This is a genomic window from Streptomyces sp. 7-21, from assembly GCF_016741785.1.
Classification (GTDB): Bacteria; Actinomycetota; Actinomycetes; order Streptomycetales; family Streptomycetaceae; genus Streptomyces.
Genome location: NZ_JAERRL010000003.1, coordinates 1 through 16,205, shown reverse-complemented (window position 1 = coordinate 16,205; position 16,205 = coordinate 1). Strand labels below are relative to the sequence as shown.

Below are 16,205 nucleotides of genomic sequence, written 5' to 3'. Positions count from 1 at the left end.
CTGGCCGCCGCCTACGCCACCTACTGCCGCCTGGCGGACTCCGGCCGCACCGACGACCCGCTCCTGGGCGGCGCCGAGCCCATCGGCGTCGGCGCCCTGCGCACCCGCCTGAAGGGCCGCGGCGTCTGCGTCGTCGCCAACGCCGAGGACATACGCGGCAGCGACCTGGGCGAGGAGATCGACTCCTACGACCTCGTCGTCCGCGTCGACTCCTTCCGCCTCGACCACGCCAGCACCGGCACCCGCCTGGACCTGCACGCCGTCTCGCACCGCACCGAGTCGCCCGGCTGCTGGCGCCGCAAGGCCGACATCCGCCTCGTCTTCGGCGACAAGCCCGCGCAGTGGCGCCAGGCCATCCGCCACCGGCTCGTGCCCGGCGCCCAGAAGTGCGTCGGCGACCGCTCACTGAGCCGGCCGGTCCGCGACCCCGCGCTCATCGGCGAGCCCCGCTGGGCCGCCGACGCCTCCACCGGCTTCACGGTCGCCCGGCTGCTCGACTTCCTCGACGTCAGCCCCCGCATCGACCTGATCGGCTTCAACCTCCCCGGCCAGCTCCGCCCCGAGGAGCGGCAGTGGCTGCTCGCCCACGCCCGCCGCAACGAAGGGCTCCGCATCGCGCTGCGCTGACGCCGCCGCACGCGCCCGCCCGGCCGGCCGCGCGGCGGGCCCGCCGCCGGGGCCCGCCCCCCAGCGCGCCGCCTCGGCCGTCGCCGGGCCCGCCAGCGCGCGGTGGCGCCACAGCCGCGCCAGCAGCTCGCGTTCCCGCGCGGCGAAGTCCGGCACGTGCCCGTGGCTGGCCCGCCACCGCAGCACCGCCACGCTTCCGGCCGCCGCCTGGTAGCCCACGGCCGCCCGCAGCCCGGCCAGCCCGTGCTGCTGCCGTGCCAGCCGCCGCGCCAGCGCCCGCCCGCGCGGCGAGCCGAGCGCGCGCGGCTCGTCCGGCGCCAGCCAGCCCGCACGCGCGTACGCGGGCAGCACGCGCCGCACCACCCGCAGCTCGCGCTGGCGCGACCAGGCCGCCAGCCACGCCAGCGACGCGAACACGGGCAGCATCAGCAGCGCGTAGACGGCCGCGAACCCCCACAGGCTCAGCGCAGTCGAGGCGTTCCACGCCGAGTGCAGCCCCATCGCCCCCGCCAGCCCCAGCGGCGGCAGCAGCGCCCTGCCCCACCGCCCGGCCCGGCCGCGCGGCCGCCACGAGGCGGCCAGGCCGATCGCCACGCCCGTCACCGCCGTGAACATCGGGTGCGCGAACGGCGCCAGCACCACCCGCACGAAGAACGCGGCCAGCGTCGCCCCGCCGTCCAGCCCCAGCCGCTCGTAGGACACGTCGTAGGCCACGGCGCTCCCCAGGTACAGCACGTTCTCCGTGAACGCGAAGCCCGTGGCCGTGACGCCCGCCGCCGTGACGCCCGCCAGCACGCCGTCAAACCACGGCCGCGCGCACAGGAACAGCAGCGCCACGGCGACCGCCTTCGCCGACTCCTCCACGACCGGCGCGATGACCGTCAGCTCCAGGGTGTCCAGCGCGTCCGCGCCCAGCGGCGCGAGCTGCGCCTCCCGCCCGGTCAGCGCGCCCACCAGCAGGCCGTTGCACAGCAGCGACAGCAGCGTGGCCGCGCCCGCGCCCCACGCGAAGGAGAACGCCAGCGTCCGCCACGGCTTGCGCGTCACGCCGTCGAGCCAGGCGAAGACGCCCAGCAGGAACGGCACGGGCAGCGCCGCCAGGCCGAGCCCGGCCGCGAACCCGTCGCCGCCAGTCTCACGGCGCACCAGAACCAGCACGACCAGTGCGCAGGCCACCAGCGGCGCGCCGATGGCCAGGGTCCGCCGCGGTCGGCCACCGGCGAGGGGAGGGGACGGCACTTACCTGACTTTACGGCCTGCCTCCGGCCGCCGACAGGCGTGCCGGGGCGGGCGCTCAGCCGTCCGCGCCGTCTTCGGCCGGCCGGTGCACACGGCGGAACAGCAGGTCACGGACGACGTGCCCCTTGGCGAGGCCCTGCCGCTCGAACCGGGTCATGGGCCGGTCCGCCGGGCGGGGCGCGTAGCCGCCGCCGGGCACGGTGTTCTCCAGCGACGGGCTCGCGGAGAGCACCTGGAGCATCTGCTCCGCGTACGGCTCCCAGTCCGTGGCGCAGTGCAGCAGCGCGCCCGGCCGCATGCGCGAGGCGGCCAGCTCGACGAACTCCGGCTGGATCAGCCGCCGCTTGTGGTGCCGCTTCTTCGGCCACGGGTCGGGGAAGAACACCCGCACGCCCGCCAGCGAGGCGGGCGGCAGCATCTCGCGCAGCAGCAGCACGGCGTCGCCGTTGGCGACCCGCACGTTCGTCAGCCCGCGCTGCTCCGCCAGCCGCAGCAGGTTGCCCTGGCCGGGGGTGTGCACGTCCGAGGCGAGGATGCCGGTGTGCGGGTCGGCCGCGGCCATCTCGGCGGTGGCCTCGCCCATGCCGAAGCCGATCTCCAGCACGACGGGCAGGCCGCCGAACAGCTCGTCGAGGTCCAGCCGCGTCCGGCCGTCGATCTCCAGGCCCCACACCGGCCACAGCCGCAGCAGCGCGCGCCGCTGGGCGGTGGTGACCCGGCTGCGCCGGGGCTCGAAGGTGCGGACACGCCCGCGGAACGCCTCACGCGCGTCCCCCGCGGGCCTGGCCGAAGGACCGGCTCCTGGCGGGAACATCGTGGGCCGTCCGTCCGCATCCACGACGTTCGATACGTTCTCAGTCACAGCGTCCCCCATGGTACGTGCGCCGTGCACGGAACCAGCGGCCGCCGTGGGGGCGTCGAAGACCGAAAGAACGGACGAAGCGACGGACACGGCGCGCAGGCGCGGCGTGGGGCCAAGCGCCACGGGGGACGTGGGGAGTCGGCATGGCGAGGGGAGAGGACCGCATAGCCTTCTGGGCCATCGGGTGCGTGGGCCTGCTGGCGCTGCTGACCGCGGGGGTCGTGGTCTCGGTGCGCGAGGACGCGGGCGCCAGCGACGCGGTTCCGGCGGCGGGCGCCTCGCGGGCGGCGTCCGGGACGCCGGAGGAGCTGGCCGAAGCCTGGCGCGTGCCCGACGTCGACGGCGGCCTGGACGAGGCGGCGGCCATGCCGCGGCTGTGGGTGGGGGAGAACGCGGTGACGCGGGTGTCCGCGGCGGGCGTCACCGGCTACGACGCCACGGACGGCACCGAACTGTGGCAGGTCGAGCCGCCCGAGGGCGCGGGCGCGCCGTGCGCGGCGAGCGAGGCCGTCAGTGACGAGGGCATCGGGGCGGTGCTGTACGGCGGCAGCGGCGGCTGCACGCTGCTGGCGGCGGTGGACACGCGGGCCGGGGTGGTGTGGTGGTGGACCGACCTGGCCGCGGCGGGCACAGCAGACCCAGAAGACACAGAAGGCCCAGCAGACCCGGAGGGCCAGGAAGACGGCGGGGACGCGGACCGCAACGAGCACTCCGGCGCGAACCGGGACCAGCAGCAGGACCAGGACGAGGGGGAGACCGTCGCGCCCGCCGACGTGACCGTGACCGTCGGCGCCGGGACCGTCTCCGTCAGCCTCGACGCCGCGGGCGCGGTCGGGGCGTTCCACCGCTTCGCCACCGGGACCGGCGAGGCGCTGGGCCCGCCCCCGCCGCCGGCCGGTGGCCTGCCGGGCTGCGGGGAGGACGCCGTGCCGCGCTTGATGACCGTCAGCCCGCGGGTGCCGCGCCTGATCGGCGTGGCCGAGTGCGGCGGGACGGCGGACGACGGCGAGGACAGGGCCGGGGACGGGGACACGGACAGGGACACAGACAGGGACACAGACAGGGACGAAGCCGGGGGCGGGGTGCTCCAGCTCACCGCCTACGACGCCGACACCGGCGAGGCGCAGTGGCACCACGCGCTCGACGGCGCCGCCGGCCTGCCGGAGCTGCGCGTGGTCGCCGCCAATCCGGTCGTGCTGCTGCTGGACGGCGACCTGGTGGCGTTCTCCGAGAACGGGGAGGAGATGTGGCGGCTGCCCGGCACCGAGCCGGACGCGACCGCGCTGGCCGGTGACGCGCTGGTCGTCGCCGAGCCCGGCGAACGGCCCGACGGGCAGCGCGCGTTCACCGCCTACCGCCTCACCGACGGCGAGCCGGTGTGGCAGACGCTGCTGCCCGGCTCCAGCCAGCTGTTCGGCATGGACGCCAACGGCATGCCGCTCGTCGGCCAGGCCGAGGACAACCGGCTCCACCTGTCGTGGCTCGACCCGGACGACGGCACGGAACTGCCCGCGGGCTCGGTGCCGCTGCCGCGCGGACGGTCCACCTCGGCCGCCGTGGTGGCCTCGGACACGCACCAGCTGTACCTGCTCACGCAGGCGCCCGCGCCGGAGCGTGAACAGGAGGCGGACGGCGCCCGGTTGCGGCTGCGCGCCTTCGAACGCTGACGGCCGCCCGCGCGCGGCCTCAGCCCACGCCCCCGACCGTGAGCGCCCGGCGCGCGATCTCCTCGCCGATCGGCAGGCACGCGGTGGCGGCCGGGGAGGGAGCGTTCAGCACGTGCACCGTGTGCGGGGCCGTGGCGAAGCGGAAGTCGTCCACGAGCCTGCCGTCGGGCGTCACCGCCTGCGCCCGCACCCCGGCGGGCGAGGGCAGCAGGTCCGCCTCGGTCACGTCCGGCAGCAGCCGCCGCACGGCCCGGGCGAAGGCGCGCCGCGACAGCGAACGGCGCAGCTCGCCCGCGCCCGCCCGCCAGTGGCGCGCGGCCAGGCGCCACACCCCCGGGTACGCCAGCGTGTGCGCCAGCTCACCGGGCCGCACCGTGCGCCAGTCGTAGCCCTCGCGCGCCAGCGCGAGCACCGCGTTGGGCCCCAGGTGCACCTCGCCGTCGAGCCCGGTTGTGGCGTGCACCCCCAGGAACGGGAACGCCGGGTCGGGCACCGGGTACACCGGGCCGCGCACCAGCCCGGACGCCAGCGGCCGCAGCCGGTAGAACTCGCCCCGGAACGGCACGATCCGCAGCCGCGGCTCGTCACCGGCCAGCCGCGCGATCCGGTCGGCGTGCAGCCCGGCGCAGTTCACCAGCACGCGCGCCCGCACGGTCCGCCCGTCGGGCGCCGTGCGCACCGCGACCCCCAGCCCCGGCCGCCGGTCCACGGCCACCACCTCGGCGCCGTACCGGACGTGCGCGCCGCTCGCGCGCGCCAGCGCCCGCGCCACGCCGGGGAAGTCGGCCACACCCGTCGTCTCCACCAGCAGCCCGGCACGCGCGCGGCGCACGCCCGGCTCGCGCCGCTCGATCTGCGCCGGACCGACCTCCGTGACGGGCACCCCGTTGCTCCGGCCCCGCCGGGCCAGTTCGGCGAGCACCGGCAGCTCCGCCGCGGCCGTCGCCACGATCAGCTTGCCGGTCACGGCGTGCTGGACGCCGTGCTCCGCGCAGAACCTCTTCAGCGCCTCCTGCCCGCGCACCGCGAACCGTGCCTTGAGCGAGCCGGGGCGGTAGTACACGCCGCTGTGGATGACCCCGCTGTTCCGGCCGCTCTGGTGGCGCGCCAGTCCGGGCTCCTTCTCCAGCACGAGCACCTCCGCGCCGGGGCGCGCGGCCCGCAGCGCGTGCGCCGTCGCGAGGCCGACGAGGCCGCCCCCCACGATCAGCACGTCGCAGTCGTACCGGCGGCGTCCCGGCTTCGCTGTTCCGCCGGTGCCGCCCGCTGGTGCGTGCTCTCCGTCGTCCGCCTGTTCGCCAGACCGTGCCGCTGTCATGTGCGACATCATGCGGGAGCGGCCAGGAGGCTGCGAGCCTGCTCCCGCAGCTGGATGACCGGCGGTTCGTTGCGGTAGGGCTCGAGCCGGTGGAAGAGGTCGCGGACATAGTCCGTGGTGCGCGCGGAGGATATTCGCCCCGCGACCTCCAGCGCCCGCGCGCCGACCTCGCACGCGGCGTCCAGGTTCCCCGACTCCAGCTCGGCGACGGCCGCGACCACCAGCCGCAGCCCGTGCGAGCGGACGTACTCCTCGGTCGGCTCCGACAGCGCCTGCTCGGTGAACCGCCGCACCTGGCCGGGCACCTTCAGGTCCATGTAGCACTCGGCGGCGTCCGCGGCCAGGCGGTTGGGGGTGTAGAAGTCGAGCCAGCTGGGGTCGCCGTCGCCGTCCCGGGAGCGCTCCAGCCAGCTCTCGGCGGCGGACAGCGCGGCGGCGCAGCCGGACGCGTCGTTCGCCTTGGCCAGGGCGCGGGCCTCCACGAGCCGGAAGAAGCTCATCGTGCGGGCGGTCGCCAGCGAGCGGTTGCGCTCCAGCGCCGCCTGCGCCAGGTCCACGCCCTCGTCGGCGAAGCCGCGGTAGGTCGCCTGGAGCGACATCGACGCCAGCACGTACCCGCCCAGCGGCACGTCGGCGGCGGCCCGGGCCAGGCGCAGCGCCTGGATGTAGTACCGCTGGGCCGCCTCCTGCTGGCCGGTGTCGAAGGCCATCCAGCCCGCCAGCCGCGTCAGTTCGGCGGTGGCACGGAACAGCGAGCGGCCCACGTCGTCGCTGTAGCTGCCGCGCAGCAGCGGCGCCGCGTCGGTGCGCAGGCACTCCGGCACCATCGACGAACGCCAGTCGCCGCCGCCGTACTTGGAGTCCCAGCGCCGCGCCTCCTCCGCCGCCTCGCGCAGCTTGGAGACGTCCGAGTGCCCCACGCGCGGGGAGGAGCCGGAGGCGGTGCTCCGCTCCTCGCGGGCGACCGAGGCGTCGGCGGGGCTGATGAGCCAGCGGGCCGTCGGCGTGGCGTAGGCGCTGATGGCGAACGAGCCCGCGAGGGTCTGCCAGATGCCCTTGCCCGGGGCAGTGTCCAGGCGGTACAGCTCCGTCGCCGCGTCGACGGCTGCCTCGACATCGCGCGGGAACGACAGGCCGACCTCGGGTGCGGGGTCGGTGTCGGCCAGGCCGATCTCGTGCAGCGGGACGGGGCGGCCGAGCTTGCTGCTGATCGCGGCGGCGATCAGGTGCGGGGCGGCGCCCTGGGGGATCATGCCCTTCGTCACCCACCGCGCCACCGACGTCTTGTCATATCGCAGTGTCAAACCCCGCTGCGCGCCGAGGTCGTTGACGCGCCGCGCGAGTCCGGCGTTGCTGATTCCCGCAAGGGCGAGAACCGCGCCCAGCTTCTCGTTCGGCCCGCGTCGCTCCCTGGCCATGCGTGCACCCCTAGACACACCAACGGCCGCCCCGTGACCAGCACGGGGCGTTCCGGTATCTACGCCCCACCCAGCGTAGTTCGGCGCCTCCTGACCGTTAAGGGGGTGCGTTTCGGATGGCGGATTTTTGTCCGTACATGCGTGCGAGCGCTTCCCCTCTTGGTGATTGTGCTCCGGGCATGTGGCCGTGCGCCCTTCTGTGCGCTCTCCTCACTCCGGGTCGACGCGGCTTGGATGAGACCCGCGTGGGTCGGCCCGCCGCCCTGATGGGCGAGGCGGGCCGGGGGAAGCCGCCGTCTCCATCCCCGCGGACGGCGGCCGGGTCCGGGAGGCGGCCAGCGCCTCCCGGGCCCCAGTGCCCGTTCCCGCCACTGACAAGCCTCAGCTCCCGTGTAAATGCGGGAAGTTGGCCGAAAAACGCCGGTTTTCCCGCCGGGTGCGGGAACCGGAGCGACACGCCAGGCCGTCCGCGGCCGCGCACGCGGCTGACCAGCGAACGGCCGCCCCGTCATGCTCCAAGATGCCCTCACCCGTGGCAGCATGGGCCTGAAGCACTCGCGTGATGATCCGGGACGGCCACGGCCCCAAGGCGGCGCATAAACGATCGCCCTCCGCCCGAAGCCGCCCGAAATCCTTCAGTGGGGGAGGCTCCAGCGATGCGATGGTTGGTTGGGTGGTGCGGAGCCGCTGCCAGCGCTGCCCGCGACATCCAGCCCCTCGGCGCCCTGCCCCTGTGGGAGGGCCCCGATCCGCTGTGGGCCGTGGGCGACTGGCGCCCCGACGAGATCCGCCTGGTCCACGCCGACGGCGACACCCGCCTCGCCATCTTCGGCTACTGCGGCGCCGACGACGCCCAGGTCCGCCGCTCCCTGGTCTCCGCCCGCGCCGGGGCGCTCCGCCAGCTCACCACCTGGCCCGGCAGCTACACCGTGGTCGCCCGCTTCGGCCGCCGCACCGTCGTCCCCACCGACCTCGCGGGCACCCGCCCCGTCTTCCACACCCCCTGGGCGGGCGGCACCGCCTACGCCACCGCCGCCCTGCCGCTGGCCGACCTCACCGAGGCCCAGCTCGACATCGACCACCTCGCCTCGCTCCTGGCCTGCCCCGACGCCCCCGAGGCCACCGGCACCGGCACCCCGTACCGGGGCGTCAGCCGCGTCCCCCCGGGCCACGCCCTGATGCTGCGCCAGGACAGCCGCACCACCGTGGACTACGAACCCCCCGTTCCCACGGTCGTCGCCGCCCCGCCGGTCGAACGGGAAGAGGCCATCGCGGGCGTGCGCGAGGCCCTCGTCGAAGCCGTCCGCACCCGCCTCGCCGCCCCGCGCCACGCCCCCGAGCGCGACCCCGGGCCCGTCCCCGGCATGGGCCCCGCCGACCGCCGCGCCGCCCGCGGCGAGCCCGCCCCCGGCGTCGGCGCCGACCTGTCAGGCGGCAGCGCCTCCGCGACCCTCGCCCTCCTCGCCGCCGGGCTCCCCGGCATGCCCGGCACCGTCTACGGCACCGGCGCCACCGCCGCAGGCGAGCGCCTCCTCGCCGTCACGTTCAACGACCTCACCGCCGACCGCCCGCCCGCCAGCCTCATCCGCGCCGCCGAGATGGAGCGCGCCCGCGCCATCGCGGAGAACCCGCGGCTGCACCACGTCGTCGTCACCGGAGCCGAGGAGGCCCTGCCCTACGCCGGGCTCGACACCGGCGTCCTCACCGACGAGCCGGGCCCCTCCCTCGTCCTCGCCGCCCGCCACCGCCACCGGCTCAGCGCGGGCAGCGCCGACCACCTCACCGGGCACGGCGCCCGCCAGGTCCTCGACGCGCACCCCGCGCGCCTCGCCGACCTGCTGCTCGACCGGCGCCGCCGCCACCTCGTCCGCCCCGTCACCGCGCTCGCCAAGGCCAGCCGCGGCGGCGGCCGTTCCGCGCTGACCGTGCCGTTCACCGTCTACCGCGCGGCCCGGCGCCTCGCCCGCACCCCCTACCCCGAGGGCATCTCCGCCGCCGCCACGCTGCTGCGCCAGACCGCCGACACCCCCGTGAACGGCGGCGCGCTCGGCGCCTCGCTCGCCGCCCTCACCTGGCTCAGGCCCGGGCCCGCCGCCCGCTGGCTGACCGGCGAAACCCTCGCCGGTGTCTCCCTCCGCCTCGAAGCCGTCGCCGCGCGCCCCCGCTCGGGGCCCGCCGCCGGGCGCCCCGGCGAACAGCGGGCCCGCGCCGTCCTGGCCCGCCACGCCGCCGACTACCGCGTCTTCGAACAGGCCGTCGAGGTACGGCACCAGCGGCTCCACGCCCCCTTCTACGACAACCAGGTCGTCCGGGCCTGCCAGGCGCTGCCCGAATCGCTCCGCGTACAACCCGGGGCGCGCGCCGAGGTGCTGCGCGCCGTCCTGACCGGCGCCGGAGTCCGGGAACTCCCGCCCGGCTGGGGCGCCACCAGCCAGGTCGCCCACGCCGAAGCCGTCCGCTCCGGCCTGCGCGCCCACCTCGGCGACCTCCTCGACCTCTTCGACGCCCCCCTGCTCGCCGACGCCGGGCTCATCGAGGCCCGCACCGTCCGCAAGGCGCTGCGCTCCGCCGCCCACGGCGAGCCGCTGCCGCTCGACGGCCTCGCCGAACTCGTCTCCACCGAGGTCTGGCTCCGCCGCCTGCTCACCCGCCGCGGCTCCTGCTGGACCGCCGAAGGCCACCGCGACCCCCGCGCCGTCACCAGCGGCGTCAGCCCCTGACCCGCCCGCCCCCGCCCCGGGTCAGCACACGATCTCCGACTCCGCCCAGTCCGCGAGCACCGCCTGCCGCGGCACCGCCGACGGCTCCACCTCCAGCCGCAGCCGCTCCACCCCCGCCAGGTCCACGGACACCGCCACCGGCGCCGCCCCGGCCACCGGCGCATCCGACCGCCACAGCAGCTCGCCGTCCCCGTACACCCGGAACGTCGCGGCCGCCTCCGGCAGCGGCGTCAGATCGTCGATCCCCGCCAGCGCCCGGTAGGTGCGGCACTCCCGGTTCAGCACGACCGTCACGGACGACGGGCCCGGCACGGAGATCCCGTGCGCGTACCTCCCGCCGCCGATCGCCAGCCCGGCCCGGTCCCCGGGGGCCAGCGGGACCCAGGGGGCCCGGGAGTCCTGCGCGCCCCCGCCGCGCTGCCACACCACGGTGCTGTCCGCCAGCACCAGTGCGGGCCGGGAGCCGTCGTCCCGGAGGTCCCAGTCCAGCTCCGCCAGGCGGTAGGGCACACCAGGCTCCGGTGGCTCCGGCTGATGCGGCGGGAGGGACGGCACGGCCGGCTCCGGCGACGCGGGCGGCCCCGGCTGCTCCGGAGGCGGGGACTGCTCCGGCCCCGGCTCCCCGCCGGACGGCCCGGCACCATCCGGCGGCGCCAGCGCGGCATCTGGCCCCGGCGCAGGCCCCCGCTCCGGTTCCGGCTCCGGCGACGGCGGTGGCGGTGGCGAGAGCGACGACGGCGGCGAGGAGGGCGGCTCGGACTCGGGCCCCGGGGCCGCCACCTCCGGCTCCCGCCCCCGCTCGTCGTCCCGCTCCGTGCCGGGCGCGGGCTGCGTCGCGCCACCGCCCAGCAGCACCAGCGCCAGCACCGCCGCCACCGCCGACGTCACCACGCCCGTGGCCACCCCCGCGGCCAGGTGCGATCTGACCGTGGCGCCCTTCCCCGCGCCCTTTTCCGCGCTCTTTCCCGCGCCCTTCCCGGCCCGCTGCCCGGCCAGGCCGGCCGCGCCCGCACCGGACGTGCCCCCGGCGCCACCCGCCCCCAGCACCAGCCAGCCGCCCCGCGCCGCGCCGTCCGCCGCGAACCAGCCCAGCACCGCCACCGGCAGCACGAGCCGGAACCGCTCGTTGAGGTCCCGCAGCTCCAAGGCAGCGCGCGCACACCGCACGCACTCCTTCAAGTGCTTCGTGAGCGCCCGCTCGGCCCGCACCCGCAAGCCACCCCGCGCGTACGCCCCCAGGCGCCCCGCGTACCGCGCGCACTCCCCACCCGCCGCGAGCGCCTCGCTGACGTGCGCCTGGAGATACGCCCGCCGCAGCCCCTCCCGCGCCCGGTGCGCCAGCACCGCCGTCGCGTTCGGCGTCAGCCCCAGCAGCGGCGCCACCTCCTGCGGCGAGGACTCCTCCACCGCCGTGTGCCACAGCACCGCCTGCCACCGTTCCGGCAGGCTGCGGAACGCCCGCACCATGAGCGAACGTTCCGCCTCCCGCATCGCGCGCACGTCCGCGCCCTGCTCGACGGTGTCCGCCCCCGCTGCCACGCCGGCCGCCGACACCGCGAACACCGCGAAGTCCTCGACCAGCCGCTCCCGCCGGGCCGTCCGGGCCCACCGCGCCGCCACCCGCCGCACCGACGCGAGCAGGTACGGCCGCACCGCCGCCCCGGGGCCCGCGCCGTTGCGCACCGCCTGAAGCGTCGCCGCGAACACCTCGTGCACCAGGTCGTTGGCGGTGTCCTCGTCACGGCAGCACGTCCGGGCGTACCGGCGCACCGCGTCCGCGTGCCGCCGGTACAGCTCGTCGTACGCCTCCGGCATCCCGCGGCGGATCCGCTCCAGCAGGGCCAGGTCGTCCAGCGCCGCCGCGTCCCGGTACACCCGCTGCCGCGGCACACCCGGCCCGTTGGCACCCTCAACGCTCATGGCGGCACGCCCCTGTCGACACCCGTACGATCCGTAGCGACGTGATCACATCGCAACGCCCGCGTCAGGGTGCCACACGAACGGGCCGCCACCCGCCGAGTGACGGGATAACCACTCTTCCGGGGGTCCCCGGGGACCCGGCGTCCCGGCGGCTCAGCCGGACTGCCGCTCCTCCCCGGCGTCGTCGTCCCCGGTCGCCCGCAGCCCTTGCAGCAGAATCTCCAGCAGCCGGCGGCCCGCCGCCGCACGCCGCGCCGGATCATCCATGCGCGGCGGCGTCGTGGCGATCACCAGCATCAGATCGGCGACCGTCACGTCCGACCGCAGCTGCCCCGCCGCCCGCGTCCGCTCCACCAGCTGCCCCACGGCGGACAGCAGCTCCCGGGCGTCCTCCCGGCCGTTCTCCTCCGAGGGCGAACGCTGCGGCGGCACCCGCTCGGCGCTTGACTGCTGCGAACCGCCGAACCCCGACGTCAGCAGGTCCGGCGGCAGCAGCCGGCCCGTGCCCGCCGCGGCCGAGCGCTGCACAAAAGCCTCCAGCGCCCCCCACGGCTCGTCGTCCCGCGCCAGCGCCTCGCGTGCCCTGTCCGTCAGACGCTGCGTCTCCTCCTCCGCGATATGCCGCACCAGCGCCTCCTTGTTGGGAAAGCGGCGGTAGACGGTTCCCACGCCCACGCGGGCCCGCCGCGCCACCTCTTCCATGGGTGCGCCGTACCCCTGTTCGCCGAAGACGTCGCGGGCGGCGCTGAGTACCAGACGCAGGTTCCGCTGGGCGTCCACCCGCAGCGGAGTCCCGTGGCCGGAACCGTTTCCGGCGCTCTTCCCCGCTTTCTCCCCGTCGGTCGTGCGGCCCTGTTCGCCAGCCGGCGACGCCTCCCGGACTCCCCTCGTGTCCCGGCTGGCCTCGGTCCCCTCTATGCGCATATTCATGTCCCCCGGTGGCGCGGAAAACGCCCCCCTAAGACGGCCCCGCGCCGTTCAGTCGTTTGGGCGGGATGACCGCCCAGGTTAGGAGTACGAACATAGTTCAGGCCGCTACGCCTGAGAAGCGCCGACGTGAGCCGTTCGGCCACGATCCGGCGCGTGCGCCGCGCCGCACGAACGGAGCACCACCGCGCACGACCTGTAGACAAACGCGCGCTCCCGGGTGCCTCATGGATGGGTGACGAAGCACCCCACGCGCATCCTCGTGATCGGCGGCGGCTGCGTTGGCCTCTACGCCGCGCACCGTCTCCAGCGGCGGCTCCGCCGGGAGCTCAAGCGCGGCGACGTCACCGTCACGGTGGTCGACCCCGACCCCTACATGACCTACCAGCCGTTCCTGCCCGAGGCGGCCGCGGGCAGCATCTCCCCGCGCCACGTCGTCATCCCGCTGCGGCGGATCCTGCCGCGCTGCCGGTTCATCCCCGGCGAGGCCACGGCGGTCGACCCGGAAGCGCGTACCGTCACCGTGCGCACCCTCGCCACCGAGGAGGCGGGCGCCGAGCCGCTCTCGCTCGGCTACGACCACCTCGTGCTCGCCCCCGGTTCCGTCTCGCGCACGCTGCCCATCCCCGGGCTGGCCGAGCACGGCATCGGCTTCAAGACCATCGAAGAGGCCATCGGCCTGCGCAACCACGTCCTGGAACAGCTCGATATCGCCTCCTCCACCCGCGACCCGGCCATCCGCGACGCCGCCCTCACCTTCGTCTTCGTGGGCGGCGGCTACGCGGGCGTCGAGGCGCTCGCCGAACTGGAGGACATGGGACGGTACGCGTGCCGTTACTACCGCAACATCCGCCCGGAGGAGCAGAAGTGGATCCTGGTCGAGGCGACCGACCGGATCCTGCCCGAGGTGGGTGAGCAGATGGGCCAGTACGCCGTGCGGCAGCTGCGGGGCCGCAACATCGACGTGCGCCTGAACACGCTGCTGGAGTCGTGCGAGAACCGCACCGCCGTTCTCAGCGACGGCGCCCGCTATCCCACGCGCACCCTGGTGTGGACGGCCGGGGTGAAGGCCAGCCCCGCCCTGCGCGAGTGGGACAACCTCCCCCTCGACCGGCGCGGCCGGCTCCGCTGCACGGCCGACCTCCGCGTCACCGGGCACACCCGCATCTGGGCCGCGGGTGACGCCGCCGCCGTGCCCGACCTCACGGCGGCGGAGAACGGGAGCGGTCAGAGCACCGCAGGCGCGGAACCTGCGCTGTGCGCCCCCAACGCCCAGCACGCGCTGCGCCAGGGCCGGCACATCGCCGACAACATCGTCGCCGTCCTGCGCGGCGGCACCGTCACCGAGTACCGCCACCGCTACGCCGGATCCGTCGCCTCCCTCGGGCTCCACAAGGGCGTGGCCAGGATCTACGGCAGGAACCTCAAGGGCTACCCCGCCTGGCTGGTCCACCGCGCCTACCACCTCAGCAAGGTGCCCACGCTCAACCGCAAGGCGCGCGTCCTTGCGGAATGGGCCCTTGCGGGATTGTTCAAACGTGAGATCGTCTCTCTCGGATCCCTCGAGCACCCCCGCGCCGAGTTCGAACTCGCGGCGGGGGAAAACGGCAGACACCCCGAGTCCCACTGACCCAGACAGCCCCGCGGCGCGTCCTATGTGACGATGGGTGGGCCGCGGCTCAGCGAAGAGTTGTAACCAGGACGAATCGGATCAAAAGCTGTGAATTTGACGCGCTGGAGTATCCGGCTGCCCGGAACGCAGCGGCGCAACGCCGCCCAGGCCGGAGCGGAGTCCGGCGGGGTGCCCGCCGCGCGCGGGGAGCGCAAGGACCCAGCGGCCAGAACCCGGGCCGGCGGCCGCGGCGTGGCTCCCGACGCCGTCCACGAGCTGCTGGGCCAGGTCCCGGCGCCCGTCGCCGTCGTGCACGGCCCCGACCACCGCGTCGCCTACGTCAACCGCGCCTACGCCGAGCTCTTCGGCCCCCGTGAGCCCGGCGCCCCGGCCCGCGAGGCCCTCCCCGAACTCGTCGAGCTGGGGCTGCCCCAGCTGATGGACCAGGTCAGGCGCAGCGGCACGCCCCGCAGCCTGAAGTCGCGCCGCGTCACCCGCCGCGCGCCGGGCGCGGCCGGCGAGAACGGCGAGACGCGCGACTGCTACTACACCTTCACCTGCACCCCCGTCGAGCTCTCCCTGCCCGGCGCCGGCAGCCGCGCCTCGCGGGGCGTGCTCGTCTTCGCCGCGGACGTCACCGACCAGGTGGTCTCGGCCCGGCGGCTGCTGGAGAGCGAGAGCCAGCAGCGCGAGGCCGCCGTCACGCTCCAGCGCAGCCTGCTGCCGCAGCGCCTGGAGCAGCCCGACGACCTGCGCGTCGCCGCGACCTACCAGCCCGGCGGCACCGACGCGGCCGTCGGCGGCGACTGGTACGACGTGATCACCCTCGGCGCGGGCCGCACCGCCGTTGTGATCGGTGACGTCATGGGCCGGGGCGTGCGCGCCGCCGCGGTCATGGGCCAGCTGCGCACCGCTGTGCGCGCCTACGCGCGGCTCGACCTGCCGCCGCACGAGGTGCTGCAACTCCTCGACGGCCTCGCCGCCGACATCGACGCCAGCCAGATCGCCACCTGCGTCTACGCGGTGTACGACCCCAACGAGGGCAGCCTCACCTACGCCTCCGCCGGCCACCTGCCGATCCTGATCCGCGAGGCCGACGGGTCGGTGCACCGTGTCAGCGAGCCGACCGGACCGCCGCTGGGGACCGGCGCCTGGATCCACAGCTCCGGCACCGTCCCCTTCCGCCCCGGCGCCAGCGCCGTCCTCTACACCGACGGCCTGGTGGAGCGGCGCGACGCGGACATCGACGACGGCCTCGAACGGCTGGAGCGGGCGCTCGCCGGGGCCAGCGACAGCCCCCAGATCGTCTGCGACCGGCTGCTGCGGGCCCTGTCGATCACGGAGGAGCACGACGACGACGTCGCGGTGCTCGTCCTGTCCTGCCCGGAGCGCCACGGCGAGGAGGCCGACCTGTTCCGGGGCGCCGCCCTCGACCTGCTCGGCGGGGTGGAGGCCGCCCCGCGCGCCCGTGCCTTCGCCGACGGCGTGCTGGCCAGCTGGCGCTTCCCCGAGGAGCTGCGCGAGCTGGGCGTGCTGGCGGCCAGCGAGCTGGTGGCCAACTCCCTCAAGCACGGCCGCGCCCCGATGGGCCTGCGGCTGCGGCGCACGGACCGCCGCCTCATCGTCGAGGTGACCGACGGGGACGAGCACCTGCCCACCCGGCAGCAGGCCCAGCCGGCCGACGAGGCGGGGCGCGGCATCGCCGTCGTCGCGACCATCGCGGCCGAGTGGGGAGCCCGCCGCCTGCCCGAGGGCGGCAAGGCGGTGTGGGCGGAGTTCGCCCTTCCCCCCTCAAGTTGACGGGCAAGGGACCGCGGCGTAACGTAACTGGCGCGCTCGTGATGGAGCGCGAGTCCAGCCATGTCTTCACAGCATGGCACCCTCTTGTCTTGAGC

10 protein-coding genes are annotated in these 16,205 nt (G+C 75.9%); 4 read left to right on the top strand and 6 right to left on the bottom strand.

Going from position 1 to position 16,205, the window contains the following annotated elements; genetic code table 11:
* Positions 1–402 precede the first annotated feature (402 nt).
* Both JK356_RS22295 and trmB read right to left on the bottom strand, forming a co-directional pair.
* Positions 403–1,866 (bottom strand): PrsW family intramembrane metalloprotease, encoded by a 1,464-nt coding sequence (locus tag JK356_RS22295; RefSeq protein WP_201866145.1) that lies wholly within the window; start codon positions 1,864–1,866, stop codon positions 403–405.
* A gap of 55 nt (positions 1,867–1,921) precedes the next feature.
* Positions 1,922–2,680 (bottom strand): tRNA (guanosine(46)-N7)-methyltransferase TrmB, encoded by a 759-nt coding sequence (gene trmB, locus JK356_RS04135; RefSeq protein ID WP_236670771.1) that lies wholly within the window; start codon positions 2,678–2,680, stop codon positions 1,922–1,924.
* 191 nt (positions 2,681–2,871) lie between these two features.
* Between trmB and JK356_RS04130 the strand changes: the two genes are divergently transcribed.
* A complete protein-coding gene (locus JK356_RS04130) occupies positions 2,872–4,395 on the top strand; it encodes a PQQ-binding-like beta-propeller repeat protein (protein ID WP_201866143.1) in 1,524 nt (507 codons plus the stop codon).
* A gap of 19 nt (positions 4,396–4,414) precedes the next feature.
* Here JK356_RS04130 and lhgO read toward each other — a convergent pair whose 3' ends face one another.
* The gene (gene lhgO, locus JK356_RS04125; protein WP_201866142.1) at positions 4,415–5,713 is read right to left on the bottom strand and encodes an L-2-hydroxyglutarate oxidase; all 1,299 of its coding nucleotides are present in this window, start codon (positions 5,711–5,713) and stop codon (positions 4,415–4,417) included.
* Between the two features lie 8 nt (positions 5,714–5,721).
* Positions 5,722–7,131: an MFS transporter gene (locus tag JK356_RS04120; RefSeq protein ID WP_201866141.1), complete on the bottom strand. Its 1,410-nt coding sequence runs from the start codon at positions 7,129–7,131 to the stop codon at positions 5,722–5,724.
* A 656-nt stretch (positions 7,132–7,787) separates the two neighbouring features.
* Here JK356_RS04120 and JK356_RS04115 point away from each other — a divergent pair.
* Positions 7,788–9,851: an asparagine synthase-related protein gene (locus JK356_RS04115; RefSeq protein WP_201866140.1), complete on the top strand. Its 2,064-nt coding sequence runs from the start codon at positions 7,788–7,790 to the stop codon at positions 9,849–9,851.
* A 21-nt stretch (positions 9,852–9,872) separates the two neighbouring features.
* Here the strand turns inward: JK356_RS04115 and JK356_RS04110 are convergent, their stop codons facing one another.
* Both JK356_RS04110 and JK356_RS04105 read right to left on the bottom strand, forming a co-directional pair.
* On the bottom strand, positions 9,873–11,771 hold the full coding sequence (locus JK356_RS04110) for a sigma-70 family RNA polymerase sigma factor (RefSeq protein ID WP_201866139.1): 1,899 nt from the start codon (positions 11,769–11,771) through the stop codon (positions 9,873–9,875).
* 153 nt (positions 11,772–11,924) lie between these two features.
* Positions 11,925–12,551 carry a TetR/AcrR family transcriptional regulator gene (locus JK356_RS04105; protein WP_374100603.1) on the bottom strand — a complete coding sequence of 209 codons (627 nt, stop codon included), beginning with the start codon at positions 12,549–12,551 and terminating at the stop codon, positions 11,925–11,927.
* A 382-nt stretch (positions 12,552–12,933) separates the two neighbouring features.
* On the opposite strand from JK356_RS04105, the gene JK356_RS04100 reads away from it, so the two are divergent.
* Both JK356_RS04100 and JK356_RS04095 read left to right on the top strand, forming a co-directional pair.
* On the top strand, positions 12,934–14,328 hold the full coding sequence (locus tag JK356_RS04100; RefSeq protein ID WP_307815394.1) for an NAD(P)/FAD-dependent oxidoreductase: 1,395 nt from the start codon (positions 12,934–12,936) through the stop codon (positions 14,326–14,328).
* 90 nt (positions 14,329–14,418) lie between these two features.
* A complete protein-coding gene (locus tag JK356_RS04095; protein ID WP_201866137.1) occupies positions 14,419–16,110 on the top strand; it encodes a SpoIIE family protein phosphatase in 1,692 nt (563 codons plus the stop codon).
* Positions 16,111–16,205 lie beyond the last annotated feature (95 nt).

Coding starts and splice junctions, on each gene's coding strand:
- lhgO (WP_201866142.1), bottom strand. CDS start 5,713: ATGACAGCGGCACGGTCTGGCGAACAGGCGGACGACGGAGAGCACGCA.
- JK356_RS04115 (WP_201866140.1), top strand. CDS start 7,788: ATGCGATGGTTGGTTGGGTGGTGCGGAGCCGCTGCCAGCGCTGCCCGC.
- trmB (WP_236670771.1), bottom strand. CDS start 2,680: ATGTTCCCGCCAGGAGCCGGTCCTTCGGCCAGGCCCGCGGGGGACGCG.
- JK356_RS04120 (WP_201866141.1), bottom strand. CDS start 7,131: ATGGCCAGGGAGCGACGCGGGCCGAACGAGAAGCTGGGCGCGGTTCTC.
- JK356_RS04110 (WP_201866139.1), bottom strand. CDS start 11,771: ATGAGCGTTGAGGGTGCCAACGGGCCGGGTGTGCCGCGGCAGCGGGTG.
- JK356_RS04130 (WP_201866143.1), top strand. CDS start 2,872: ATGGCGAGGGGAGAGGACCGCATAGCCTTCTGGGCCATCGGGTGCGTG.